Here is a 26,291-nt window from a genome sequence, read left to right on the forward strand (position 1 = left end):
AAACCGTCCTCGACGCACAGGACCACCAAGACCTCCCCTTCGACCTCCTCATCGCCGCCACCCGCCCCCCACGCCGCTCGCACCAGACCCCGTACATGGAGGTCTGGTTCGTGCTCAACCAGGGAGGGCGTACGGACCGGGTGGCGGGCGACACCTCGATCGCGGTCGACGCGTACGCGGAGGGCCGCGACAGCGTGCGCCACGACTTCTCGCTGGAGGTGACCGCGGTCGGGGACGACCTGGAGGTGTCGATCCTGTGTCGTGACGGCCTGTACTCGACGGCGGAGATCGCCGACATGGCGGCCCGGTGGAACCGCATCCTCGCCGACGGGTTGGCCGATCCGGACCGGCCGATACGTGAAGCAGTCACCGACTAAGGAGTTAACTTTGGCGCTCATTGCGGGGTTCTCGGAAGGCTTTCACGACGCCGCGCTATGCATTCTGGACGACACGAACATCATTCACGCCTCGCACAGTGAGCGCTACTCCCGGGAGAAGGGAGACCGCTGGCTGCATCCCACCCAGCTGGAGATGATGCGCAAGGCCGACAAGGTCGCCTATTACGAGCGCCCCTGGCTCAAGGCCACGCGGCGGCTCTATTCGGGTCAGAAGCTGGCGCGCCGGCGCACCCGTGCCGACGTCTCCTTCTCCCATCACGAGTCCCATGCCGCGGCCGGCTACTACACGGCGCCCTTCGACGACTGCAACATCCTCGTCGTCGACGCGATCGGCGAGTGGGACACCATTTCCATATGGGACAACATGAAGAAGGTGCGCAGCTGGCGCTATCCGTACTCGCTGGGTCTGCTCTATTCCGCGATCACCAAGCGCATCGGGCTCAAGCCGAATTCCGACGAGTACATCACGATGGGCATGGCCGCCTACGGGGAGCCCCGTTACGACCTGAGCCCGCTGCTGGAACAGAATCTGCACCTGGGCTGCGACGACATCTACCCCGACGCCCGCAACGAGGATCTGGCCGCATCCGTCCAGCTGCTCTTCGAGGAGAAGCTGCTGGAGCTCGTCAGGCTCTGCCCGAAGGACAACCTCGTCCTCATGGGCGGCTGTGCGCTCAACTGCGTCGCCAACTCGCGCATCGAGGGCAAGAACCTGTGGATCATGCCCAACCCCGGTGACGCGGGCAGTGCGCTCGGCGCCGCGGCCCTGGTCCGACGCGCCAAGCTGACGTGGGTCGATCCGTATCTCGGGACGGAGCTCCCGCGGTCCAACCCGTCCGCGATCGTGGAGGAGCTGCTGGCCGAGAAGGTCTGCGGCGTGGCATCGGAGCGGGCGGAGTTCGGGCCGCGCGCGCTGGGCAACCGCAGCCTCCTGGCGGACTGCCGGTACGACCTCAAGGACACGGTGAACCGCATCAAGCGGCGGCAGCTCTTCCGCCCGTTCGCACCGGCGATTCTGGAGGAGTTCGCGGGCGAGTACTTCGACGGCCCCATGAACGAGTACATGCAGTTCACCAGCAAGGCCCTGCACGACTATTCGAGCGTCACGCACGTGGACGGCACCGCACGCGTCCAGGTGGTCAGGAAGGACAGCTCGTCGGTACTTCGACAGGTACTGGAGGAATGGTACGAGAAGACCGGCGTTCCGATGTTGCTCAACACCTCATTGAACATCAAGGACGAGCCGATGGTCGACAATGCCCACGATGCTCGGATGTTCACGAAGAAATACGGGATCAATGTTTTCTAGATTCGACGTGATAGGCAAATTGACGAGCCCGTTCCGCTCAGTGGCCCGGTACATCGCCTGGCGGCGGCGCGCAAAGCGACTCTCCAAGAAGGACTCGTACATCTACGACTGACGCTCCCGTCGTCGTCCACGGGTCCACCAGCGAGCATCCCGCACACACCACCAGGACGGATGAACACCCTGATGTCTGAGCTGTTCCGCCTCGACGAGTACGCACCGCAGATCTCCACGAGCAGCAAGGTCTCGTCCCACACGGAGTGGGATCCGCTCGAGGAGGTCATCGTGGGCATCATGGACGATGCCCACTTCCCGCCGTGGCACTCGTCGCTGGAACCGGTGCTCCCCGCCCAGCAGCACGGCACGTTCCGGCAGCACGCGGGACAGGCGTTCCCGGCCGAACAGGTGAAGGCCGCCGGCGAGGAGCTGGAGGAGTTCGTCCGCATATTGGAGGGCGAGGGCGTCACCGTGCGCCGCCCCGAGCCGATCCCCCAGTCCCGGCCCTACTCGACCGGCGCGTGGACGAGCACCGGGTTGTACGCCGCGATGCCGCGCGACGCCCTGCTGGTCGTGGGTGACCAGATCATCGAGTGCCCGATGGCCTGGCGGTCGCGCTACTACGAGTCCCTGGCGTACCGGCCGCTGCTCAAGGAGTACTTCCACAGCGGAGCGCGGTGGACCGCCGGGCCCAAGCCGGAGCTCACGGACGCCCAGTACGACCTCGACTGGACCGAGCCGGCGGAGGGCGAGCCGACGCGTCTGGTGGTGACGGAGTTCGAGCCCACCTTCGACGCCGCCGACTTCCTCCGCTTCGGGCGCGACATCGTCGCGCAGAAGAGCAACGTCACCAATGAGTTCGGCATCGAGTGGGTCCGCCGCTGCCTGGGGGACGAGTACCGCGTCAGGGTGGTGGAGTTCGACGACCGGCACCCCATGCACATCGACGCGACCATCGCGCCGCTGGCTCCCGGCAAGCTGCTCATCAACCCCGAGCGCGTGCGCGAGGTTCCCTCCATGTTCAAGGGCTGGGACCTGATGGCCGCCCCGGCCCCGGTGATCCCCGACGCGCACCCGCTGTACATGACGAGCAAGTGGATCAACATGAACATCCTCATGCTGGACGAGGAGCGGGTGATCGTCGAGGCCCAGGACGAGCCGATGATCCAGATGTTCAAGAGCTGGGGTTTCACCCCGATTCCGTGCAACTTCCGGAACTTCAACAGCTTCGGCGGCTCTTTCCACTGCGCCACCCTGGACGTTCGCCGGACGGGCATGCTCGAGTCCTACCTTGACTGAGCGGCGCGCCCCGGGCAGGGCGGGTGGCGGGGCGGGAACGGGTGGGATCCTCAGGAATCTCACGCCGGATCGCCCCGTGACCCTGTGCAATCTCATCTGTGTTCCCTACGCGGGGGGCGGGGCCAGGGTCTTCCGGGACTGGCCCCGCCACCTGTCGCGGCTGGTCAATGTGTATGCGGTCCAGCTCCCGGGCCGGGAGGACCGCATCGCGGAGCCGGCCGAGGCGGACGCCGAGCGGGTGGTGAGCGCGCTCGTCGAGGCGATCGCACCCCTGGCCGACGAGAAGACCGTCCTGTTCGGGCACAGCCTCGGGGCGACGCTGGCCGCCCGCGTGGGGCAGGAACTCTTCGGCGACCGGGGCGAATCCGATGCCGTGCTCTTCGTCTCCGGACGGCGATCCCCGTGGAGCGGCCCGCTGCGGTCGAGCGCCCGCGACCTGTCGGACGCGGAACTCCTCAGCCGGCTCGCCTCCGTGAGCGGCCTGCACGCGCAGTTGGCGGCCGATCCGGCGTTCGCGCAGATGATGTTGCCCGCGCTGAAGGCGGATCTGCACCTCTCGGACGCCGCGCGGGGGATCCGTGAGCAGGGAGTGCCGATCCCGGTGGTAGGGCTCTACGGGAGCCAGGACGAGGGCACTCCGCTGAGTCACGTCCGGCAGTGGTCCCGTTTCACGACGGGGAGATTCCGGAGCGTCGAGATCGACGGCGATCATTTCTTTCTAGAACCGAATGTCGAACGCGTGACGGCGATCGTCGATGCGGCGGCGCGCAGCCTGATGGGGCTGTGACTTACTCATTGCCATGTCACATGACGGGAAAGTGGGCTGACGTGACCTTGGAATCGGGCAATCCGTTCTCCACCATGCCGGGCGCTGTCCGACTGAGGGGCGAGCTGGACGTCGAGGCGCTGGGAGCGACGTTGAACGACGCTGTGGGTGACCCGGGTGGCCGCCGGCCGCCGGTCGCCCTGCCGGTCGTGGACGTGTCGGCGGAGCCGGACCCCGAGGCCGCCGCGCGTCGGCTGGTCGCGCAGGAGGCATCGGCGCCGTCCGACCTGCCTCTCGGCCCGTCGGGGTCGGCGGGCTCAACGGCCGGGCCCTCGCTCCGCGCCGGCCTGGTGCGGCTGGCCCCCGACGACCACATGCTGTGGGTGACGGCTCAGGGGCCCGAGTCCGATCTGTCGTCCCAGATGGAGTTCTGGCGTGCGGAGCTGGCCGACGCACCCCCCGTCCTCCAACTCCCCCTGGACCGGCCCCGACCCGTCATCAGCTCCCACCGGGGCGCCACCACCACCTTCGACATCCCCCACCACACCACCACCGCACTACGCACCCTCGGCCACGAACACAACGCCACCATGTTCATGGTCACCCTCGCCGCCTTCCACACCGTCCTCGCCCGCTACACCGCCACCGACGACATCCTCATCGGCACCCCCATCACCGCACGCCCCCACCCCGAACTCGAACCACTCATCGGCCTCTTCCTCAACACCCTCATCATCCGAGCCGACCTCACCGACAACCCCACCTTCACCACCCACCTCCACAACGTCCGCACCACCGCCCTCAACGCCTACGCCCACCAAGACCTCCCCTTCGACCACCTCGTCGAAGAACTCGCCCCCACCCGCGACCTCAGCCACAACCCCCTCATCCAGATCATGTTCCAACTCAACACCCTCACCCCACCCACCCTCACCCTCCCCCACCTCACCACCACCCCCTTCACACCCAACGAAGAAGTCACCCGCTTCGACCTCTCCCTCCACCTCACCGAAAACACCGACAACACCCTCACCGGCCAAATCATCTACAACCCCGACCTCTACAACCCCACCACCATCCAACGCATCACCAACGCCTACCTCAACACCCTCAACGCCATCACCCACCACCCCGACCAACACCTCTCCGAACTCCCCCACATCGACCCCACAGAACACCAACAACTCACCACCCACTGGAACAACACCACCACCCACACCCAACCCACCACCCTCACCGAACTCTTCAACACCCAACTCACCCACACCCCCCACGCCCCCGCACTCACCACCCAAACCCCCCACGGCACCACCACCCTCACCTAGCAACAACTCGACAACACCGCCCGCCACACCGCCCACCGACTCCACACCGCAGGCGTCAAACCAGGCCACACCGTCGGCATCACCGCCACCCACCCCCACGAAATGATCATCGGCATCCTCGCCACCCTCCACACCGGAGCCGCCTACCTCCCCCTCGACCCCACCTACCCCACCCACCACCTCAACCACATGATCAACGACAGCGGCACCACCCACATCCTCACCGGAACCAACACCCCCACACCCACCAACCCCCACACCACACACATCCCCATCCACACCACACCCACCCCCACCAACCCACCCACCACACCCCACACACCCCAACCCCACGACCTCGCCTACCTCATCTACACCTCCGGATCCACCGGCCAACCCAAAGGCGTAGAAATCACCCACGCCAACCTCACAAGTGCGCTGGGCGGCCTTCGGCAGTACTTCGGATCCCAGGTGCTCCTTCTTGCTTCCCTCAGCTTCGACGCCTCGTGGCGCGCGCTGGGCATCCTGCTGACCGGCGGCTGCCTGCACGTCCCCGAGAACCGCCGGGACCTCCCCGCCGCCGCCCGGTACCTGCGCGAACACGGCGTGGACTCGGTGAGCTGCACACCGTCCCAGCTCGCCGCCCTGCTCGCGGCCGGCCCCACCCCCTCCCCCTTGCGCATCCTGGCGGGCGGCGAACCCTTCCCGGCCGCGCTGTGGCAGCAGCTCGCGGGCCGCGACGACGTGACCGCGTTCAACCTGTACGGCCCGACCGAGTGCACGGTCGACGTCACCGTGGCGCCGGTGCGGGGCGATCGCCCGGTGATCGGCAGGCCCATCGCCAACACCCGCCTCCACGTCCTCGACGCCCACCAGGCCCTCACCCCCATCGGCGTCCCCGGCGAGCTCTACATCGGCGGCGCCGGCGTGGGCCGGGGCTACTTCAACAGGCCGCGGCTCACCGCCGAGCGGTTCGTGCCCGACCCGTTCGGGGAGCCGGGCGACCGCCTCTACCGCACCGGCGACCTGGTGCGCTATCTGCCCTCGGGCGACCTGGAGTTCCTCGGCCGGGTCGACAACCAGGTCAAGATCCGCGGCCACCGCATCGAACTGGGCGAGATCGAGGCGGTCCTGCGCAAGCAGACCGGTGTGGACCAGGCCGTCGTCGTCGTCCACGGTGACACGCCCGACGCGCTGCGGCTCATCGCCTACGTCACCTCCGCCCCGGGGCACACCTGGCAGGAGTCCCCCGGCCCCCAGCTCCGCGACGAGCTCGCCCAGCTGCTGCCCGACCACATGGTCCCCTCCGTGATCATGGTGCTGGACGAACTCCCGGTCGGCGCCGGTGGAAAGCTCGACCGCCGCGCCCTGCCCGAGCCCGACAGTGCGCGTCCCGAGCTGGACGCGGCCTTCCAGGCGCCCGCCGGTTCCACCCAGGAGGTCATCGCGGCCATCTGGTCCGAGCTGCTCGACGTCACCCCCATCGGCGTCCACGACGACTTCTTCGAGCTCGGCGGCCACTCCATGCTCGCCATCCAGGTCATCTCCCGCATCAACGAGGCCTTCGACACGGAGATGACCCTGCGGGTGATCTTCGACAGCCCCACCATCACCGCGCTGGCGGAGCACGTGGACGGCCTGACCGGCACCGTCGACAGGACCCGGGGAGCGCTCCGGCCGGTGCCGAGGACCGAGCGGCTCCCGCTGTCGTTCGCCCAGCAGCGGTTGTGGTTCCTCGACCAGCTGATGCCGGACAACCCGTTCTACAACGTCCCCGACGCGGTGCGGCTGACCGGCGCGCTCGACGTGGACGCGCTGCGCGCGGCGCTGAGCGGTGTGGTGGCGCGGCACGAGGTGCTGCGGACGACCCTGCACGACGAGGGCGGCCGGCCGTGGCAGTCGGTCGGCGCGCCGCGGCCGGTGGACCTGGCGGTGACCGACATATCGGCGGAACCGGATCCGGAGGCCGCGGCGCGCCGCATGGTCGCGGCCGAGGCGCTCACGCCGTTCGACCTCTCCACCGGACCGATGTTCCGCGCGGGCCTGCTGCGGCTGGCGGCCGACGACCACGTCCTGATGGTGACGATGCACCACGTGGTGGCCGACGCCTGGTCCCGGACGGTGCTGTTCGACGAACTCCAGGCGCTGTACACCGCGTCGGTCGAGGGCCGGGACGCCGCACTGCCGGACCTTCCGGTGCAGTACGTCGACTTCGCCGCCTGGCAGCGACTCTGGTTCGAGGACGGCAAGCTCTCGTCCCAGATGGAGTTCTGGCGTGCGGAGCTGGCCGACGCACCCCCCGTCCTCCAACTCCCCCTGGACCGGCCCCGACCCGTCATCAGCTCCCACCGGGGCGCCACCACCACCTTCGACATCCCCCACCACACCACCACCGCACTACGCACCCTCGGCCACGAACACAACGCCACCATGTTCATGGTCACCCTCGCCGCCTTCCACACCGTCCTCGCCCGCTACACCGCCACCGACGACATCCTCATCGGCACCCCCATCACCGCACGCCCCCACCCCGAACTCGAACCACTCATCGGCCTCTTCCTCAACACCCTCATCATCCGAGCCGACCTCACCGACAACCCCACCTTCACCACCCACCTCCACAACGTCCGCACCACCGCCCTCAACGCCTACGCCCACCAAGACCTCCCCTTCGACCACCTCGTCGAAGAACTCGCCCCCACCCGCGACCTCAGCCACAACCCCCTCATCCAGATCATGTTCCAACTCAACACCCTCACCCCACCCACCCTCACCCTCCCCCACCTCACCACCACCCCCTTCACACCCAACGAAGAAGTCACCCGCTTCGACCTCTCCCTCCACCTCACCGAAAACACCGACAACACCCTCACCGGCCAAATCATCTACAACCCCGACCTCTACAACCCCACCACCATCCAACGCATCACCAACGCCTACCTCAACACCCTCAACGCCATCACCCACCACCCCGACCAACACCTCTCCGAACTCCCCCACATCGACCCCACAGAACACCAACAACTCACCACCCACTGGAACAACACCACCACCCACACCCAACCCACCACCCTCACCGAACTCTTCAACACCCAACTCACCCACACCCCCCACGCCCCCGCACTCACCACCCAAACCCCCCACGGCACCACCACCCTCACCTACCAACAACTCGACAACACCGCCCGCCACACCGCCCACCGACTCCACACCGCAGGCGTCAAACCAGGCCACACCGTCGGCATCACCGCCACCCACCCCCACGAAATGATCATCGGCATCCTCGCCACCCTCCACACCGGAGCCGCCTACCTCCCCCTCGACCCCACCTACCCCACCCACCACCTCAACCACATGATCAACGACAGCGGCACCACCCACATCCTCACCGGAACCAACACCCCCACACCCACCAACCCCCACACCACACACATCCCCATCCACACCACACCCACCCCCACCAACCCACCCACCACACCCCACACACCCCAACCCCACGACCTCGCCTACCTCATCTACACCTCCGGATCCACCGGCCAACCCAAAGGCGTAGAAATCACCCACGGTTCCGTGGCGAACCTGGCGCTGGCGTTCCGCAAGGAGTGGGGCGAGCGCGACGTCTACGCGCCCGGCATGCAGAGCCTGTTGCTGTCCTCCCTGTCGTTCGACTCCTCCGTGAAACTGTTGCTGCTGATGTGCGAGGGCGTGACCCTGCACGTGCTGGACGAGGCGACACGACGCGATGCGTCCGCGGTCGTCCGCTACATGCGGGAGCAGCGGATCGACGCGTTCAGCTGCACCCCGTCCCTCCTGCGCGGCCTCATCGACTCGGGCGTCTTCAGCCGCGAGTACGCGCCGCGCTTCAGCCTGATCGGCGGCGAGGCCATCGATCCCGAGCTGTGGCTGATGCTCACCGCGCTGTCGGCGCGCCACGGGCACGAGGCGTACAACCTGTACGGCCCGACCGAGTGCACGGTCGACGCCACCGTGGCCCGGGTGGAAGGCAACCGCCCGGTGATCGGCAGGCCCATCGCCAACACCCGCCTCTACGTCCTCGACGCCCACCAGGCCCTCACCCCCGTCGGCGTCCCCGGAGAGCTCTACATCGGCGGCGCCGGCGTGGGCCGGGGCTACCGGAACAACCCCGAGCTCACCGCCGAGCGGTTCGTGCGCGACCCCTTCGGAGAGCCCGGCGACCGGCTCTACCGCACCGGCGACCTGGTGCGGTATCTGCCCTCGGGCGACCTGGAGTTCCTCGGCCGCGTGGACGACCAGGTCAAGATCCGTGGCTACCGCGTCGAGCCGGGCGAGGTCGAGGCCGCCCTGCGCGACCACGAGAGCGTGGGCCAGGCGGCCGTCGTGGCCCGGGGGGACGGGTCCGACACCCTGCGGCTCGTCGCCTACGTCACGCCCGCCCCCGGGCACGGACGAGCGGCGGGTGCGGCCGGCCGGGAGTTCCCCGACCCGCGGCTCCGCGAGGACCTGGCGCGTCGCCTGCCGAGCCACCTGGTCCCCTCGGTCGTCGTCGGTCTGGAGGAGCTCCCGCTCGGCCCCGGCGGGAAGCTCGACCACCGCGCCCTGCCCGATCCCGACGGGGCGCGCCCCGACCTGGACGCCGCCTTCCAGGCGCCCACCGATCCCGCCCAGAAGGCCATCGCGGCCATCTGGTCCGAGCTGCTCGACGTCACCCCCATCGGCATCCACGACGACTTCTTCAAACTCGGCGGCCACTCCCTGCTCGCCATCCAGGTCATCTCCCGCATCAACGAGGAGCTCGACACCGAGGTCAGTCTGCAAGCGGTCTTCGACCACCCGACCATCGCCGCGCTGGCGGCCCACATCCACCCCGTGGCCACCGCCGGGGACAGCGCGTGAGGCCGCGCGGGGTGACGTCCGAGCGGGCCGGCCGCGGCCCACTGGCAACGGAGCAGGGGAACAGGGGAACATCGTGACCGAGGACCTTCGCGTGGCGACGCTGGCGGAGCGGCCCGAGCTGACGGGGGGCGTGGAGGCCCTCAAGGGCAACTGGCCGGAGTTCATGACGCACGAGCCGATCGGCGAGCGGTTCCACATCGACGTGGCCCGGCACTACGCCGGGTTCACGCTCGTCGCCTTCTCGGCCGACGCGCCCGACAAGGTGCTCGCCCGGGCGCATTCGATCCCCGTCGGCCTGGCCGACACCCCGCCGGACGGACTGCCCGACACCGGATGGGACGGCATGGTGCGTCAGGCCCACCTCACCCGGCTGGCCGGCTACAAGGGCGACGCGGTCTGCGGTCTCGAGGTCATGGTGCGCCCGGAGCTGCGGGGGTCGGGGCTCGGGACCGAGATGCTCCGCGCACTCCATGCGAACACCAGGGCCAAGGGCTTCCGCCACTTCGTCGCGCCGGTCCGGCCGCCGGGGAAGGCGGATGCCCCGCACGTCTCCATGAGCGACTACGTGGCGCGGTCGACGGCGGCGGGACTGCCGGCGGACCCGCTGCTGCGCGCACACGTCAGGCTCGGCTCCGACATCGTCGGGATAGCCCCCGCGTCGATGGTCGTCCCCGGGTCGCTGGACCAGTGGCGGCAGTGGACCGGCCTGCCCTTCGACGAGAGCGGCCCGGTGGTCGTTCCGGGGGCCCTGACGCCCGTTCACTGCGACCTGTTCAACGGCTTCGCCGTCTACGTCGAGCCCAACGTATGGGTGCACCAGCGTCTTTCCTGAGCGAGGTGGGGCACGACGGGGGGCGGGTCACCGGGCAACTGCCCGGTGACCCGCCCCCCGTCGTGCCCCACGCCGTGCGCTACGGCCGGCAGGCGTGGACGGTCCCGCTCACGCCTGCGTCACGGGAACCAGCTCGAAGAAGAAGCCGTTGGGCGGAGTGGTCGTCGGGTGGACGGCCGCGCGCTTCCAGCCGCTCTCCTCGAAGGCCTCCTGCCACTGGTCGTACGTCGGCAGGTAGTCGCCCATCAGCGCGTGGACCGACTCGAAGCCCAGGGTGAAGATGGTGGTGTCGGCGTCGGGCAGTTCGGTGGTGCGGACGACGTCGCAGAGGAACAGCCGCTCGGCCGCGGGGAACGCCCTCCGCAGCCGGCGCAGGGTGTTCACGCAGCTCTCGTACGGCCAGAAGTCGTGCCCCATGAAGACGCAGGTGACGGTGTCCACGTCGGCGAACTCGGGGAGCGGTTCGAGCTCCAGGACGTTGCCCTGGAGCACGGTGATCCGGTCCGCGAGATCGGCCTCCTGGACCGACTCGGTGGCCAGCTGGACCGCGGCGGTCGACAGGTCCACTCCGACGCCGTCGACGCCCGGGTGGTTTCCGGCGATGCGGATGAGGCGCTGTCCCGACCCGCATCCGAGGTCGGCGACCTTCTTGACGGGGAGGTCGGCCAGGACCGTGTCGAAGAGCCGCTCGACCTCCTCCTCGCCGATCAGCCGCGAGCCGATGGCCACGGCGCGCATGTCGCGGTGGTAGAAGTCACCCTCCCGCTGGTCCTCGCGGGTCACGTCCGGTGCGAGGCTGAAGAGCTCGCCACAGCCCTTGACCAGCCAGTAGAAGTAGCCGCGTGCGGCGTAGGCCTCCTCGAACCGCGGCCCTGGTACGACCAGGTCGCTGTCTTTGACCTGGACGATCTGGGCCCAGTGGAGCGCGCGGTAGACGTTCCGCACGACGTTCACGTCGAGTCGGTCCCCGGCGCTGTCGCCGAGGCGTGCCTCGCCCCTCTCGGCCAGCCGGTCGAGGAGTCCCAGCTGGCACGCTGTGGACATCGCGGAGGAGGCCACGTAGGAGGAGAACAGGTCGGCGACCGGACCACGGGTCCAGTCGGACGGGGACAGGGCGCTGGCGTGGGAAGAAGACATCTGGTCATACCCTTCAATCAGCTGGTGCGATCCGCGCCTCCCCGGCGACCGGAACCGTGCTCTCGGCCGGTGGGCGCTCATGAGGCGTGCGGGACGGGCAGGGGCGTCCGGGAGGCCCCCGCGCGCAGGGGACACGGTGGGCGGGCGGCGGTCAGCGGCCGGCCGTGCACGGCTCCGTCATGCCGACGATGATCTGGCGGGGCGGGGTGAACGACTCGCGGGCATGGGACACGAACATGTTGTCGAGCATCAGGACGTCACCCTCGCGCCAGGGGACGACCACCTTCTCCGCCAGGTACGCCGCGCGGAGCTCCTCGATGACCTCCGGCTCGATGTCGGCGCCGTCGCCGTAGTAGGTGTTGTTGGGGAGCTGGTCCTTCCCCATCGACATCAGGGCCTTCACGGTGCCGGGGTCGAACATCTGGACGTTGAAGAAGACCAGGTGGTTGAACCACGTGACCTCGCCGGTGACGGGGTGCCGCGCGACGACCGGGCGTATCTGATGGGTGGTCAGCGCATCGTTCTCGCCCCAGGTGTAGCTGATGTCGTTCAGCCGGCAGTACTCCTCCACCTCGCCGCAGTCCTCCGTCTGGAAGGCCTCGCGCCAGCTGAGGCCGAGCCGGCCGCCGAAGTGGCGCACATAGCGGTACTTGCGCTCTTCGAGCTTGGTGCGGGTGGCCTCGGAGATGCGGTGGTAGATCTTGCGGGAGTCGGCGATCGGCGTGCCGCCCCCCGCGCCGGGCTGCACCACGCAGTGGAAGAAGATGCGCAGCGGCCACGACGTGTTGTACGACTGCTCGTTGTGGAGGAAGATCTCCTGCGCCGCGGGGTAGTCCGTCGAGGTGTAGACCTTGTTGCCCACCTCATGGCGCGGCGAGGTCCGTTCGAGGTACTGGAGCGGTTCGCCGGACAGCTCGGTCATGAGGCTGCGGAACGTCTCGGCCGTGACGCCGGAGAAGCCGCGGAACAACAGCCCGCCGTAGCGCAGCATCCGGTCCCGGATCTCCTCCTTGTGGCGTGCGGCGAGCTCGATCAGGTCCAGCCCCGCCACCTCGGGTTCGAGGATCAGCGGCAGGTGCTGTCCGGGCGCGGCCCACGACTCCCGTATCTGGGGCAGCGCGGGAAAGTCCGTTCCAGCGGCCACGAACTCGTGATCAATTGCGTGAGAAAATGATTGCGACATGGTTCAGGGCACCCTTCTTGAGTTCCTGTGCTCTCCGTCGGTCCCCCGACTAGACGATGCCGGATTCCTTCATCTCCGAATGGAGCAACGTCGCCCACAGCTGGTGCGCTTCGGAGAGCGGATGCTGGGCGGACGCGCGGGGCGCGCCGGAGCGCACCAGCCATTCCTCGAAGGTGTGTCCGTCCTTGAAGCCCATTTCGCCGTTTCCGAGGGAGTACACGGATCGGTGGACGCCCGGCCGGATGAAGCGGAGCAGATGCTGCGTCAGGAGGGGGAACCGGGCTATGGGCTCGGCGTTGGTCGCCAAGGCGTCGTGGAAGTGGAAGCGCACCCCCATCGAGGACAGTGCGAACTGCATGTTCAATATCTGGTGCACGAAAGTGACCGTCGCCTGCTCCTCGCGGAAGAGGTGCCGGTAGTAAAGCTTGTTGGCCCGTAGGGCGGCGCGGTCGGCGCCGTGCTTCTGCGGGGAGAGGTTGGTCTTCATCAGTCCCCAGCCGTCGTCGAACGGCGCGTCGGACCTGACGTCCACTCCGGGCATGCTCTCGAAGCGCTCGGTCCTGACCAGGTCCGTGAATCCCAGGCAGACGAGGAGTTCGTCCGCCTCGCCGCCGGCGGCGAGGTAGCTGCACACGTAGTCGTACGTCATGCGCACCGCGCGGGCGTTGGATCCCCCGCTGCGGCCCGCGTTGATGACCGTGTCGACGCCCAGGAGCTTTCCCAGGTGGCTGGGCCACGCCTTCTTGTTGCGGTAGTCGCGGACCAGCAGTTGGGTCTTGATGTCCTTGCTGCTGCCCGCCAGGCGCAACTCGGGGTCCTCCTCCTCCAGTTCCTTCCCCTCGGTGAAGCTGCATCCGTTGGCGTAGAGCGTTTTGATCACGTCAGTCGTCCCCTCGATGACTCGAACAGCCATGGCCGCCAGAAGTGTGTCTACCGACCGCGCAGGCTCAGGGGGCGCATGTCCGTCCATTCCCGCTCGATGTGGTCGAGGCACTCTTCCCGGCTGCCGCGCACGTCGATGTCCCGCCAGCCCGCCGGGACGTCACGATGGGCCGGCCAGATCGAGTGCTGTCCCTCGTCGTTCACCACTACGGCGTATGCCTGCGCGTTCTCCACGGTTCCACCCATGAGTCGTCTCCCTTTCACCAAGCGGTAGTTGTCGCGGTCAGCTGGTCCGGGCGCGGGCCCGCAACTCCGTCACGCGAGCGGTGAGCGCGGCGAGCGTGCGCCCTTCCAAGATGTCCCTGAACCGGATTTCCACGTCGAACGCCTCATTGAGGCGGGCGGCGATGCGCATTCCGGAGAGCGAGTTCCCGCCGAGGTCGAGGAAGTCGTCCTCGGGCCCGCTCTCCGCGATGCCGAGCACCTCGCACCAGACGGCTTCCACCTCGTCGTCGCCGTGGTGTTCCCGCGGGTGCTCCTGCCGGGGTTCCGGCACGCCCGCGGGCGTGCCGCCTGCGGCGGACGCCCTGCTCGTGAGGGAGCTGACGTCGATCTTGCCGTTCGGCAGCAACGGCATCTCCTGAAGGACCTCCACCGTCGTGGGCACCATGAAGCCCGGCAGGCGCGCCCTCAGGTGGTCCTTGATCTGCTGGATGTCGCCGTCGTCCGCGACGAGTTCGAGGAAGGCGACGAGGCCGGTGAGCCCCGAGGGTTCCCGTCGCGGGATCACGCACGCCCTGCGGACCCGCGGATGCACCGCGAGCACGCCCTCGACCTCGTTGGGGTTGACCCGGAATCCGTTGATCTTGGCCTGTCGGTCCGCGCGGCCCTCGTAGTGCAGCAGGCCGGAGGCGTCCTCCCGGGCCAGGTCGCCGGTCCGGTAGTGGCGGCCTCCGCCGTCGGCAGCCGGCACGAACGACGCAGCGGTGCCCGCGGGGTCGTGCCAGTACCCCCTGGCGACGCCGGGGCCCCCGATGTAGAGCTCGCCGATCTCTCCGGTGGGAACCGGCCGCATGTTTTCGTCGAGGACGGCCGTGCTCACGCTGGGGCACGCGCCTCCCAGCGGCATCCCCCGGAACCGCTCAGCGGGGATTCCCCTGTCGTCGCGGTAGATCGTGGAGGTCACGCAGGTCTCGGTGAGTCCGTAGCAGTTCCACAGCTCCACCTCCTCGGGCACGGCGCCGCGCCAGGTGGCCAGGTCGGCGGCGGACGCGCCCTCACCGCCGATCAGCACGCTGCGTACGGACGGCGGGAAGGGCACGGTGCCACGGCCCAGTTCCAGGCAGATCTCGTGCCAGTACGAGGTGGGCAGGTAGAGGTGGGAGACCGACTGGTTCTCCAGCTCCTGCAAGAAGTGCGGAACCCCGAAGTCGGCCTCGTCGGTGCGCATCACCAGGGAGGCCCCCTTGTACAGGGGGAGGATGACCTCCTCGATGCTCGAATCCCAGCCGAAGGCGCCGAAGTGCAGCGCCCGATCGGCCGCGTCCGGTGCGTAGGGGAGGGTGACGGCCGTCATGAGGTTGCTCAGTGCGCGATGGTCGATCATCACGCCCTTGGCCGGGCCGCTGGACCCGCTGGTGTGCACCAGACAGGCCAGCTGCGCCCCCGCCGGATCGTGCGGTGCCACCAGAGGGGCGTCGGGCCCGCCGGGCTGCGCCGCGTGCTCGATCTCCAGCACGGGGCAGTCGCTCCACGCGCTCCGGAGGTGATCGGCGTTCTTCTTGTCCGTCAGGATCGCGCCGGGCCGCACGCTGGTGAGGATGTCGCGCAGGCGCTGCCGGGGGGTGTCCTCGGCGAGCGGCACGTACAGGCAGTTGGCCTGCCAGATGCCCAGCATGGCGACGACGGCCCCTTCGCCGCGGTCGGTGACGACGACGACGGGGAGTTCCTCGGCGGGCCGGACGGTGGTCGCCAGGGTCCTGGCGGTGGCCAGCACCAGATCGTGGAGTTCGCCATAGGTCGTCCAGCGTCCCCTGGCGGCGATCGCCAGTGCGTCAGGCCGAGTTGTCGCGTGCCGGGCTATGGCTTCGTGGACCCGCTCTTGCAAGGAAACTCCCCGTCGGCAGAAGTGGATGGTCCGCGGAGGATCTTCGTCCGCCGCTGGACGGCTGTCCCGGTCCCGGCTGCGTATCAGGCCGAGGGATCGTTGTCGTGGTTGAAGTTGCCGGTCCGCAGCGCGTGGTAGAGGCGCTTGCCGGTGGACGGCGGCGAGAAGAAGAACCGGGTCTCCTCGCGGCGGCCGAGCAGGCCGTGGCCGATGAAGTCCTTGGCGGTCCGCCGCCAGTACTCCGGGCCCAGACGGGCCAGCAGCGCCAGGTACTCGGTGAAGCTCTGGGCGGGTCCGAACCAGTGGTTGACCGAGACCGACGGCGTGTGGGAGCGGATGTCGTGCCAGCAGCCCCGCGGGATGAACACCACGTCACCGGGGTGGACGGTGGTGCTGTAGAACGTGGCGTCCCGCAGCCGGGGAAAGCGCGCCAGGTCCGGATGCGCCACGTCGATCTGGCTGTTCACCAGGTTGTCCGGGAAGGGGTACGCGGAGCGGCTGTCCTCCCAGGAGAGGAGCGTGACGGTCTTGCGTCCCGATATCTGGCAGAACAGGTTGTCCTTGAGGTCCGCGTGGAGCATGGAGCGGGTGCCCGCGGAGCCGATCCACACCCGGGTGTCGCTGCCGGGGCCGTCGACCGGTCCGAGCAGGGCGGCCAGGTCGCAGTCGGAGAGGTCGAGGAGGTCCGCTGCACGCTGGTAGGCCAGGTAGCTCGGCGCGACGGCGGTCTCGTCCATCATCACGTCGATGAACTCGGCCAGTGGCAGGGTGCGTTCGTACGCCTGCTGGTCCTGCGGGTAGAGCACGCCGTCGGTGGGCAGGCCCATCAGCGCCGTGACCTCCCGCTGCCCGTGCGTGCGGCGCAGTTCCTCGGGTTCCCAGGACTTCCGGGCGGGCCACGCGTCGGTCAGCCCGTTGAAGATCATCGGGACCGCACGCTGTTTGACGGCCTGTTGCAGTCCGGCGGGGGTGTGCTCAGCGGCCCGGGGAATCGGCCGTACGTCGAGTCCGGCCTGTCGGAGCGCCTCTCTCGGGTCCTGGTCGGAATCACTGCGCTGTGCAGGGCCGGCGCTACCGGGAACCGCGGTCACTGGGTGTCCTCCTACCGTTGGTGTCCAATCCGTCCCCGACTCCGTTCGCCGGTCCGCTCCCGGTCCCGCCCCGCGCGTCAGGGGCGATGACTCGTGTACATGCGAGAGGAGCACCGCGCCCGTTGCCCGCGCTCAGGGGCGAGTGGCCGCCCGGGGCCGTGCGTGCGTACGCCGCCGCAGGCCGTCGCGGACGGAACTCTCCCGACGGGTCGGAGTTCGGCGACGGCGCGATTCCGCGAAGAGCGGTCAGGCGCACGGGCGTTGACGGATCGATCATGACCGGCACCATACTCGCCCGCAACCAGGCCGGCGGCAAGAGTTTTGTTTGGTTGTCGACCACTCGAACCGGCACGTCAGGCCTGGGCGGCCCCGCCGTTGCCGCGCAGGGCGGTCAGCGGGACGGCGGCGCTGCGCGGCCCGGTTCCCGCGGCGGCCACGCGGCGGGGGCGGAGGTGGTGGCCGCGGATCGGGGTCGGCCGGCCGGCGCCCCAACACCTCTTCCGGTGAGCCCGGTTGCTCGGCGCCTTCGCTCAGCGCGAGGCGGACCAGGACGTACGGCCCGCGTCGTCACCGCGCCGCTCTTTCGCGGCCCGGAGAGCGGCGGGCCGGGCGGACGTTCGCGGAGGGCTCCTCAGACCTGTACGTCGTTCGCGGCGCTCTCGGCGTCGACCACGAGGTACGCGTCGGCGGTCAGATCCATGACGACTTCCGCGTTCTTGCCCTGGGACCGCAAGCGGGCCGCGTACTCCTCGGCCGGCCACGAACCGCGAGGGGCGCCCGCGGGGAATTCCTTGACAACCTTTTTGTGCGTCATGGTTCGCACCTCGATCTCCGGATGCGCGCTGCGTGCGCGGACGGGCGTTCTCCCTCCTGATGCCCCCGGCTGCGCAGTTATTCCTGAACGGAGGGATGCTTTCGCGTCATGCTTCGGCCCCGCTGTGCCCGTCCCCCTCGGTCGGGGCCGCGAGGGACGACGCCCCGTTCTCGCGGTGACCAATCCGGGACGCCGTCGGCTCCGGAAGACGAAGAGAAGGTCACGGACCGCTGTGCGCTGGACCCTGCGCGCCGGCGACTCGGAGGGGGCTGAGGTCTTGGACGACATGGCGTCGGAGCGCCAGATGCTGGCGCGGCTGGTCAGAGGCGAGGCGGCCGCACTGGGGCAGCTGTACGACAGGCATGCGCGGCTGGTGTACGCGGTGGCCGCGCGCCTCGCGGGGGACGAGGACGTGGCGCGGTCCGTCGTCATGTGTGTCTTCCAGGACCTGTGGACGCGGCCGCAGGGGTTCGATCCGAAGCGCTATCGGCTGCGGACCTGGCTGGTCGCGCAGGCGTGCGAACACGCGCTCGCGCGGGCCGGCGGCACGTCCTGCGGCGACGGCGGGCCGTTCACCGTGGCCGCCGGCCTGGGCGGGGTCCCGGGCGGGTCGCCGACCGCCCTGGAACTGGAGGGCGCCGACCGGGCCCTGGCAGGGATGAGCGCCACCGCGCGGGGCCTGCTGCATCTGATCTGGAACAGCCTGCTGACCTACCGGCAGGCGGCCGATCAGCTCGGTCTGAGCGAGGACGAGGCACTGGACCACGTACAGAACGGGCTGGACCTGATGGTGCGGTGCATCGGGCTGCCCGCGGGAGCACACCATGTCTGAAGCACTGCCGGAACACGAAGCCCTGCGTCGCCTGCTCGGCGCATGGGCCCTGCGGGCCTGCTCCTCATCGGAGAGGGAGGAGATCGCCCGGCACCTGGAAGGATGCCCCTCCTGCGCGGCGGAGGCCGAGCGGCTGCGGCGCGTGGTGGAGCTGCTGCACCCGCACATGGACCTGGACCTGCCGCCGGCCCTGCGTGCGGAGGTGCTCGGCACCTGCTTCGCCGCCCGCTCGCCCCAGGTGGAGATCCCGGAATGGGCGCGTCCCTTCGACGCCGAGACGGCGCGTCTGGACGCCCTCCTGAACGACATGAACGCGCAGGAGTGGCGCAAACCGGTGCAGTTGGCGTGGCGCGAGGAGGACGAGCCCGCCACCCGACACACGACGGTCGAGGGCGTGCTCGGCCACCTGCTGGCCGTGGACGCGATGGTCGGCGCGCAGCTCGGGCTCACGGACCCGGTCCCCCGGCCCGACGCGGAGACCCGCGCGCAGGACGACCCGTCCAGCAGGACCGAGCGGCTGTGGCGGCACGAGGAGGGGGAGGCGGCCGCCGCGGGCTCCGGCGCGCGGGACGAGGCGGACCCCGGCGGCCTGCACGAACGCTGGCGCGAGCACACCTACGAACTCATCCGGACCTGCTCGTACGGGCAGGGCGGTGTCGCCGACATCGGTGTTCCGTACGGACCCGGGGTCGTCCTCCCGCTGCGGCTGGCGCTGCTGGACCGCGCGTTCGAGACGTGGATCCACGCGACCGACATCGCGGACGCCGTCAACTACCCGTATCCGGCACCCGTGCCCGAGCACCTGAGCACGCTGATCGGCGTGGCCGTCCAGATGCTGCCCTCCGTGCTCGCCGCGCGGCGGCAGGCCGGACTTGCCTCGCCGCCGCTGCCCCTGATCCGGCCGGGGGCCGACGGGCGGAGCGTCCGGCTGGAGATCCGGGGAGAGAGCGGCGGCGACTGGTATCTCCCCATCGACGCGCCCGACGGGCCGGCCGGACCGGACAACTGCGTGGGGCACGTCGTCCTGCCCGAGGTCGCGTTCTGCCGCTTGGCCGCGGGGCACCTGTCGCCCCGGGAGCTGGCCGAGCAGCAGGTGGGGGACGTCGTCGCCGCCACCGAGATCCTGTACGCCATGGCGTCCATGAGCAGGCTGTGAGACCGACCGGCGCAGAGGTGACCCCTCAGCCCGGCGGACCGGGGCTGAGGGGCGGGGAATCCGCGGTGCTCCTCGCGCGCGGCAGCATCGCCGTGCGCGGCCGTGCGCGGACGCGGTGGTCATCGGCCGGGGGGCGCGTCGTCGTGCTCGGCCGCGGACTCAGTCCTTGGCGATGTCCTTGGCGGTGTCCTTGACCTTCTCCTTGGCCTGACGCGCGTCGCCCTTGGCCTGCTCGGCCCGGCCCTCCGCGGTCAGCCGCTCGTTGCCGACGGCACGGCCTGCCGCTTCCTTGGCCTTCCCCTTGGCCTGCTCGGCCTTCGCCTTGGGCTTGTCGTTGTCAGCCATGGCAACCCTCCCTCTTCCCGTTCCCGGGCATCCTGCGGGCGATCTCGGACCGCGCGCCCGGCGCGGCCGGCACCATGAGGGTCGACCGCGGCGCACGCGCAGGACGTGCGTGGATCCGGGTGACCACCCCGGGCCGCGGCAAACAAGGCGGGCGCCTGCGCCTTCGAACCGGACACGTCCGCTTCCGGGCCGCTCACGGGCCGCCGGGTCCGGAGCCGGAGAACCTGCCGCGTCAGGACGCCCGTCCGGCGCGCGGAGGCGGTCGGCGGTGCCGCGCGCGCCGCGGGAAACATGGCCGACGGGCGACCCCGGCCCGCCGCGAAGGAGTTCGCGTCACGCCCTGCTCGGTGCGGTGGCCGCATGTCCGGCACCTCACCGGCGCGGCGGTGGCCATGCCGCTGCGGCAGGTCGGCGGAGCCCGGCCGGTACCGGCGCCCGGCCAGCGGTCCGGTGCCGTGCGCCCCGTAAGCTGGCGGGCGTCCGACCGATGCACCACCCGAGAGCCCTGGAGTCGTCATCTCTGTCGAAAAGGCCACCGAACCGGCGCCGCGCAGCGAGCGGATGACGCCGGCCGAGTTCCGGGTCGTGCGCGAGTTCCTGGGGCTGACCGGCGAGTGGGTCGGCGCGCATCTCGCCGTGGCGGACGGCACGGTCCGCGACTGGGAGAACGGCGCGCGTCCGGTCCCGGACAGCGTCCGCACCCAGCTGATGGACCTGGAGCGGCTGACCGGCGAGTTCGTCCGCAAGGCGGTCGACGCGCTGCTGGGTTCGGCGGAGCCGGGCATCGTGACGTTCCGCGACGACACCGAGTACCACGCGGCGCACCCGGAGTCGGGGTACCCGGCGAGCTGGCACCGTGCGGTCTGCGCGCGGGTGGCGCTGGAGGTCCCCGGCCTGACGATCGCGTACGCGGACGCCGTGGAGTCGGTGGACGTGAAGGTCGAGGCGGAGTAGGCGGAGTAGGCGGAGTAGGCGGAGTAGGCGGAGTAGGCGGCGCAGCCTAAGGGGCCGGAGCAGGGGGCGTGGCGCGGCGGACGACGCCGGACGGCGGTGCCACCGGGGCGAGCGGTGGCACCGCCGTACGCGCATCCGGTCCACGGCGGACCTGTCGACCGGCGCACCCGTCGACCGGCGCATCCGTCGACGGGCGGGCCCGCCGTCCGGCGGGCCGGAGGTCAGGCCAGGCCGAACTTCTGGGCGGCCGAGCCGTTGCAGTCCCAGATCTGGAGCCGGGTGCCGTTGGCCGTGGCGCCCGACGGGGAGTCCACGCAGCGGCCCGTGGCCGGGTTGCTGAGCGAACCGTCGCCGTTGGACACCCAGTTCTGGTAGCCGCCGCCGTTGCAGGTGGCGAGTTGGAGCTTCGTGCCGTTGGCGTTGGCGCCGCCCGCGATGTCCAGGCACTTGCCGAGGGTCCGCAGGGTCTGGCCGCTCCACGTCCACTTCTGGTCGAGCGCCGTCGCCTGCTGGCAGTCCCAGAGCTGCACGGCGGTGCCGTCGCCGCCGACGTCGTCACCGGCCACGTCCACGCACCTGCCGCCCGGCCCGTAGATGGGGGTGCCGAGGGTGAACACCTGGGCGGCCGAGCCGTTGCAGTCCCAGATCTGGAGCCGGGTGCCGTTGGCCGTGGCACCGGACGGGGAGTCCACGCAGCGCCCCGAGACCGGGTTCCTCAGGGAGCCGTTGCTCTGCCGCACCCAGTTCTGGTAGCCGCCGTTGTTGCACGTGGCGAGTTGCAGTTTGGTGCCGCCCGCGCTGTTGCCGCCGGCGATGTCCAGGCACTTGCCGAGGGTCTGCAAGGTCTGGCCGCTCCACGTCCAGTGCTGGTCCTTGGCCGTCGCCTGGCAGTCCCAGAGCTGGACGGCGCTGCCGTCGCCGCCGGTGTCGTCGCCGGCGACGTCCACGCACTTGCCGCCGGGGCCGGTGATCGCCTGCCCGGAGACCGGCCCGCCGCCACCGCCGCCGGAGCCGGGCCCCTTGTTGTACACGGCGACCGAGTCGATGACGAGCTTGCCGCCGGACACCGTGGCCGCGTTCGGGCCGCCGCCGTACGCCGCCGGGAAGCCGCCGCCGATCGCGAGGTCGTAGATGATGAAGAACGGGTGGTCGATCGCGTCGGCCCAGGTGGTCGCGTCGACCTGGTTGGAGCGGACGGTGTAGAAGTTGGCGCCGTCGAGGTAGAAGCGGACCTGTTCCGGGGAGACGGAGCGGTCGATCTCCACCGCGTAGTCGTGGAAGCCGGTCTGGCAGCCCGGGCAGGCGCGCTCGCCGGAGCCGATGCCGGTCGACTCGTTGCAGGGGCCGCCCGGGTTCACGCCGCAGTGGACCGTGCTGAAGACGGAGCCGCGGCCGTTGATGTCCTCCATGATGTCGACCTCGCCGGAGCGCGGCCAGGTCACCCCGTCCCGCAGCGGCGCGCCGAGCATCCAGAACGCCGGCCAGTAGCCCGCGCCGTTGGCGGTGGTGACGTTGGGCTGCTGGAGGACGGACTCCATGCGCACGACGCCGCCGGCCGGGGCCCCGAACGCCGCCGACTGGGTCTCCACCCGGCCCGACGTCCAGCCGCTGCCCGGGTCGGAACCGGAGTGCAGGGCCTGGAGCACCAGGTGGCTCTGGCCGTCGTGGTAGACGTTCGAGGTGCTGCTGGTCATGGTCTCGATCTCACCGGTGCCGAACGAACTGCCCGGACCGGTGTCGTACTTCCACCGGCTCTGGTCGAGGCCGGTGCCCGAGGCGCCGTCGAAGTCGTCGCTCCAGGTGAGGGTGAACCCCGAGGGCGGCGCGGGGATCGCCGCCTGGGCGCCGGACGCCCCGGCCAGGCTGGTGGCGACCATGACCGCGGCGACGGGGAGCAGTCCGAGTGCCCGCCTCCATCCGCCGCGCCGCCGTCTCCTTCGACTCGTACGCATACTGCCGACCTCCGTGGGGACAGGGGGACACCGCGGCGCGCCGGAACGCCTCCGCGCCGCGTCTGAGGGGACATCACCGGGGCGCGGCGCCGGACCGCGCGCCGGCTCGTTCCGCGACATCCCCAGGGATGGGGATGTCATGGACACAGCATGAGGAGGGGTGCGTGTTTCGACAAGACGACGGGCAGGCCATCTTCCGGGGCGGCCGTGGCGGCGGGGCGCGATGGCCGAAAAGTGGTTCAGGCACGGCGTCTCCATGGAATACGCCGTGCGTGAATCGACGCACAGAACGCACGGAACGCACGGAACGTACGGAACACACGGAACGTACGGAGCACACGGGACGTACGGAACACGAGCACACGCCCGACGGGCACTACGTGGTGATCCGCGGGCGCAGGTGGCGGGCGACCGACCCCGCCCTGCCCGACGCGGTCGCGGCGCGGCTGCGCTCCCACCTCATGGCCGCCCGGCGCGCGGTGGGGGCCGCTCTCCGGGCGGGCGACGCGGCGGCGGAGCGGGCGGCGCGCGACCGGGTGCACACCGCGAAGGTCGCTCTCGGGGAGCGGGGCGCGCCCCCGTGGTGGGAGCAGGACGAGGCGGCCCGCCGGCGCCGCTGGGAGGACGGGCTCGACCGGCTCGACCAGGACGCGCCGTGACCGTCGCGCGCCGCCGCCGGGCACACCCGGCGGAACCGGTTCGGCCTCGCCCGGCGCGACACCCCGCCCCGGCCGCTCGATCATGAACGTATGCGCGAGGGAGAGAAGAGCGGCGTCCTGCTGTACAACGCCCTGCTGATCGACGGGCGCGGCGGTGCCCCCGAACCGGACGGGGCGCTCCTCCTGGACGGCGGCCGGATCGTGTGGGCGGGCGCGTCGGCCGCGGCGCCGCCCGCGGTGCGGGACGCGCGCCGGGTGGACCTGGGCGGGCGGACCCTGTGCCCGGGGTTCATCGACACGCATGTGCACTTCGCCCTGCCGGGGCGCGCCGGCAGCCCGCTGAGCGGGGTGAACGAGCTGCCCAGCTACCGGGTGCTGAAGGTGCTGGACCGGCTGCGGGTGACGCTGGAGAACGGGGTCACGACGGCGCGGGACCTGATGGGTCTCGACGCCGGGTTCCGGCGGGCCCTGGAGGAGCGCAGGATCGCCGGGCCGCGGCTGCGGGTGGCGGTGTCGATGCTGAGCCAGCGCGCGGGGCACGCGGACTTCACGCTGGCCGGTGGGGTCGACGGGTACGCGGCCGCGGTCGCGATGCCGCTCAGCCCGCGCGGACTGGTGGACTCGGTCGACGAGGTCCGGCTGCGGGTGCGCGAGCTGGTGGCGGCGGGCGCCGACTGCGTCAAGGTCGCCAGCAGCGGCGGTGTCACCTCGCCGCACGACCAGCCGGACTGGCTGGGGATGCGTCCGGAGATGCTGCGCGCGGTGCGCGAGGAGGCGGACGCGTACGGCGGGCTGCCGGTCGCCGCGCACGCCATCGGACGGCCCGGCATCGAGGCGGCGGTCCGGGCGGGCGTGACGAGCATCGAGCACGGCTACGCCCTCGACGACGAGCTGCGTGCGGAGATGGTGGCCCGCGGCCAGTATCTGGTCCCGACGCTGCTGGAGACGCTGACGGACGTGGACGCGCCGGGGGTGCCGCCCGCCGTGCGGGAGAAGTCCGCGTACTGGCACCGGGTGGCGCAGGAGTCCGTGGCGGCCAGCGCGGCGGCCGGGGTGCGGATCGCGATGGGCACGGACAGCGGGCTGACCGCGAGCCACGGCGGCAACCTCCAGGAGCTGGGGCTGCTCGTCCGGTTCGCCGGTCTGACCCCGCTGGAGGCGATCACCGCGGGGACGGCGACGGCCGCCCGGCTGTGCGGGGTCGACGACCTGACGGGCACGCTGGAGCCCGGCAAGGCCGCCGACCTGGTCGTCGTCGGCACGGACCCGCTGGCCGACATCGGCTCGCTGGGAGACCTCCGGTCGATCCACGCCGTCGTCAAGGAGGGCCGTGTCGCGATCGACCGGGCCGGTGTCCTGGCGGGGAGCGGGCTGCCGGGTCTCCTGGACGACGCTACTTCTTGAGGAAGTCCAGCAGGTCCTCGGTGAACTTCTCCTTGTCGCCCGGCACGAGCGCGATGCCGTGCGAGCCGCCCTCGTAGACCTTGAGCGTCGCGTCCGGGATGATCTGGGCGGACTTGCGGCCGGTGGCGTCGATCGGGACGACCTGGTCGTCGTCGCCGTGCACCACGAGGGTGGGGACGTCGAACTTCTTCAGGTCCTCGGTGAAGTCGGTGTCCGCGAAGGCGTCGACGCAGGCGACACCGCCCTGGATGGTCTCCTGCATCGCCATGTACCAGAAGGCGTCCTTGTTGCCCTGGGTGGCCCTGGTGCCCTCGCGGTCGGCGCTGAAGAAGCCGACCGCGGTGTCCTTCCAGAACTGGGAGCGCTCCTCGACGATGCCCGCCTTGATGTCGTCGAAGACGCTCCGGGGCACGCCCTCGGGGTTGTCCGGGCCCTGGAGCATCAGGGGCGGGATCGCCGACAGCAGCACCGCGGAGCGGATCCGCGAGGTGCCGTGGCGGCCGATGTAGCGGGACAGCTCGCCGCCGCCCATCGAGTGCGCGACCAGCGTGACGTCGTGCAGGTCGAGGCCGGTGATCAGGTCGTTCAGGTCGTCGGCGAAGGTGTCCCAGTCGTAGCCGTCCCACACCGGCGTGGACCGGCCGTGGCCCCGCCGGTCGTGGGCGATACCCCGGTACCCGGCGTCGGCGACGGCCTTGAGCTGGTCTTGCCAGGCGTCCCCGTTGAGCGGCCAGCCGTGGATGAACACCACGGGACGGCCCTGGCCCCAGTCCTTGTAGAAGATGTCGACGCCGTCGCGAGTGGTGCAGAGGGGCATGGTCGTTCTCCGTTCGCGCAGGAGGGCCGAGCGCGTGCTCGGACGGGGAGGCGGCCGCGCACTCCCCCGGTGGTCCGGCCGTCGCGCGGGGCGTTCGGCCGACCCCATCCATCTTGACGGTGTGCGCCGGGCGCGCAACGTGGGCGCCGGCGGGCCGCCGAGTTGCGGCGGGGAGGTGCTC

The 26,291-nt window shown here is 70.4% G+C and carries 22 protein-coding genes and 1 pseudogene; 13 read left to right on the forward strand and 10 right to left on the reverse strand.

Annotated features, from left to right (window positions below; all coding sequences use genetic code 11):
- The 8 genes and pseudogenes from ACIP5K_RS24835 to ACIP5K_RS24870 form a co-directional block, all read left to right on the forward strand.
- Positions 1-377 (forward strand): condensation domain-containing protein (locus ACIP5K_RS24835; RefSeq protein ID WP_401412780.1); only part of this gene is annotated, 377 nt, incomplete at its 5' end.
- Between the two features lie 10 nt (positions 378-387).
- Entirely contained in the window at positions 388-1,707 is a 1,320-nt protein-coding gene (locus ACIP5K_RS24840; protein ID WP_401412782.1) for a carbamoyltransferase C-terminal domain-containing protein, read from the forward strand.
- A gap of 183 nt (positions 1,708-1,890) precedes the next feature.
- Positions 1,891-3,000 carry an amidinotransferase gene (locus ACIP5K_RS24845; protein WP_401412784.1) on the forward strand — a complete coding sequence of 370 codons (1,110 nt, stop codon included), beginning with the start codon at positions 1,891-1,893 and terminating at the stop codon, positions 2,998-3,000.
- 76 nt (positions 3,001-3,076) lie between these two features.
- Positions 3,077-3,787 (forward strand): thioesterase II family protein, encoded by a 711-nt coding sequence (locus tag ACIP5K_RS24850; protein WP_401412786.1) that lies wholly within the window; start codon positions 3,077-3,079, stop codon positions 3,785-3,787.
- A gap of 41 nt (positions 3,788-3,828) precedes the next feature.
- On the forward strand, positions 3,829-5,091 hold the full coding sequence (locus tag ACIP5K_RS24855) for a condensation domain-containing protein (RefSeq protein ID WP_401412788.1): 1,263 nt from the start codon (positions 3,829-3,831) through the stop codon (positions 5,089-5,091).
- 12 nt (positions 5,092-5,103) lie between these two features.
- Positions 5,104-6,225: pseudogene (locus ACIP5K_RS24860) on the forward strand (amino acid adenylation domain-containing protein); the annotation flags it as partial.
- Between the two features lie 159 nt (positions 6,226-6,384).
- Entirely contained in the window at positions 6,385-9,945 is a 3,561-nt protein-coding gene (locus ACIP5K_RS24865; protein WP_401413136.1) for an amino acid adenylation domain-containing protein, read from the forward strand.
- A 73-nt stretch (positions 9,946-10,018) separates the two neighbouring features.
- Positions 10,019-10,777 (forward strand): N-acetyltransferase, encoded by a 759-nt coding sequence (locus ACIP5K_RS24870; protein ID WP_401412789.1) that lies wholly within the window; start codon positions 10,019-10,021, stop codon positions 10,775-10,777.
- Positions 10,778-10,885: 108 nt separating this feature from the next.
- On the opposite strand, the gene ACIP5K_RS24875 is transcribed toward ACIP5K_RS24870, so the two are convergent.
- The 7 genes from ACIP5K_RS24875 to ACIP5K_RS24905 form a co-directional block, all read right to left on the reverse strand.
- Positions 10,886-11,914: an SAM-dependent methyltransferase gene (locus ACIP5K_RS24875; protein ID WP_401412790.1), complete on the reverse strand. Its 1,029-nt coding sequence runs from the start codon at positions 11,912-11,914 to the stop codon at positions 10,886-10,888.
- A 151-nt stretch (positions 11,915-12,065) separates the two neighbouring features.
- Positions 12,066-13,058, reverse strand: coding sequence for a TauD/TfdA family dioxygenase (locus ACIP5K_RS24880; protein WP_401412792.1), 993 nt, complete (start codon positions 13,056-13,058; stop codon positions 12,066-12,068).
- A gap of 88 nt (positions 13,059-13,146) precedes the next feature.
- The gene (locus tag ACIP5K_RS24885) at positions 13,147-14,010 is read right to left on the reverse strand and encodes a DUF6071 family protein (RefSeq protein ID WP_401412794.1); all 864 of its coding nucleotides are present in this window, start codon (positions 14,008-14,010) and stop codon (positions 13,147-13,149) included.
- A gap of 17 nt (positions 14,011-14,027) precedes the next feature.
- On the reverse strand, positions 14,028-14,225 hold the full coding sequence (locus ACIP5K_RS24890; RefSeq protein WP_401412796.1) for an MbtH family protein: 198 nt from the start codon (positions 14,223-14,225) through the stop codon (positions 14,028-14,030).
- 37 nt (positions 14,226-14,262) lie between these two features.
- Positions 14,263-16,086 carry a non-ribosomal peptide synthetase gene (locus ACIP5K_RS24895; RefSeq protein ID WP_401412798.1) on the reverse strand — a complete coding sequence of 608 codons (1,824 nt, stop codon included), beginning with the start codon at positions 16,084-16,086 and terminating at the stop codon, positions 14,263-14,265.
- Positions 16,087-16,169: 83 nt separating this feature from the next.
- On the reverse strand, positions 16,170-17,078 hold the full coding sequence (locus tag ACIP5K_RS24900) for a cupin-like domain-containing protein (protein WP_401413137.1): 909 nt from the start codon (positions 17,076-17,078) through the stop codon (positions 16,170-16,172).
- A gap of 730 nt (positions 17,079-17,808) precedes the next feature.
- The gene (locus tag ACIP5K_RS24905) at positions 17,809-17,991 is read right to left on the reverse strand and encodes a hypothetical protein (protein WP_401412800.1); all 183 of its coding nucleotides are present in this window, start codon (positions 17,989-17,991) and stop codon (positions 17,809-17,811) included.
- A 277-nt stretch (positions 17,992-18,268) separates the two neighbouring features.
- Here ACIP5K_RS24905 and ACIP5K_RS24910 point away from each other — a divergent pair, with 277 nt between their 5' ends.
- Positions 18,269-18,823: an RNA polymerase sigma factor gene (locus ACIP5K_RS24910; RefSeq protein ID WP_401412802.1), complete on the forward strand. Its 555-nt coding sequence runs from the start codon at positions 18,269-18,271 to the stop codon at positions 18,821-18,823.
- Entirely contained in the window at positions 18,816-19,979 is a 1,164-nt protein-coding gene (locus ACIP5K_RS24915) for a zf-HC2 domain-containing protein (RefSeq protein ID WP_401412804.1), read from the forward strand. Before ACIP5K_RS24910 ends, ACIP5K_RS24915 begins: the two co-directional genes overlap by 8 nt.
- A 159-nt stretch (positions 19,980-20,138) precedes the next feature.
- Here ACIP5K_RS24915 and ACIP5K_RS24920 read toward each other — a convergent pair whose 3' ends face one another.
- Positions 20,139-20,324: a CsbD family protein gene (locus tag ACIP5K_RS24920; RefSeq protein ID WP_401412805.1), complete on the reverse strand. Its 186-nt coding sequence runs from the start codon at positions 20,322-20,324 to the stop codon at positions 20,139-20,141.
- A gap of 561 nt (positions 20,325-20,885) precedes the next feature.
- On the opposite strand from ACIP5K_RS24920, the gene ACIP5K_RS24925 reads away from it, so the two are divergent.
- Entirely contained in the window at positions 20,886-21,278 is a 393-nt protein-coding gene (locus ACIP5K_RS24925) for a helix-turn-helix domain-containing protein (protein WP_401412807.1), read from the forward strand.
- A 221-nt stretch (positions 21,279-21,499) separates the two neighbouring features.
- On the opposite strand, the gene ACIP5K_RS24930 is transcribed toward ACIP5K_RS24925, so the two are convergent.
- Positions 21,500-23,155 carry a ricin-type beta-trefoil lectin domain protein gene (locus tag ACIP5K_RS24930; RefSeq protein ID WP_401412808.1) on the reverse strand — a complete coding sequence of 552 codons (1,656 nt, stop codon included), beginning with the start codon at positions 23,153-23,155 and terminating at the stop codon, positions 21,500-21,502.
- Positions 23,156-23,610: 455 nt separating this feature from the next.
- On the opposite strand from ACIP5K_RS24930, the gene ACIP5K_RS24935 reads away from it, so the two are divergent.
- Both ACIP5K_RS24935 and ACIP5K_RS24940 read left to right on the forward strand, forming a co-directional pair.
- The gene (locus tag ACIP5K_RS24935; RefSeq protein ID WP_401413139.1) at positions 23,611-23,889 is read left to right on the forward strand and encodes a hypothetical protein; all 279 of its coding nucleotides are present in this window, start codon (positions 23,611-23,613) and stop codon (positions 23,887-23,889) included.
- Between the two features lie 90 nt (positions 23,890-23,979).
- Complete coding sequence (locus tag ACIP5K_RS24940) at positions 23,980-25,293, forward strand: amidohydrolase family protein (protein ID WP_401412810.1); 1,314 nt, start codon at positions 23,980-23,982, stop codon at positions 25,291-25,293.
- On the opposite strand, the gene ACIP5K_RS24945 is transcribed toward ACIP5K_RS24940, so the two are convergent.
- On the reverse strand, positions 25,283-26,110 hold the full coding sequence (locus ACIP5K_RS24945) for an alpha/beta fold hydrolase (protein WP_401412812.1): 828 nt from the start codon (positions 26,108-26,110) through the stop codon (positions 25,283-25,285). The genes ACIP5K_RS24940 and ACIP5K_RS24945 overlap by 11 nt on opposite strands.
- Positions 26,111-26,291 lie beyond the last annotated feature (181 nt).

Origin of the sequence: Streptomyces sp. NPDC088785 (assembly GCF_044750685.1) — a bacterium.
In the GTDB taxonomy this organism is placed as follows: domain Bacteria; phylum Actinomycetota; class Actinomycetes; order Streptomycetales; family Streptomycetaceae; genus Streptomyces.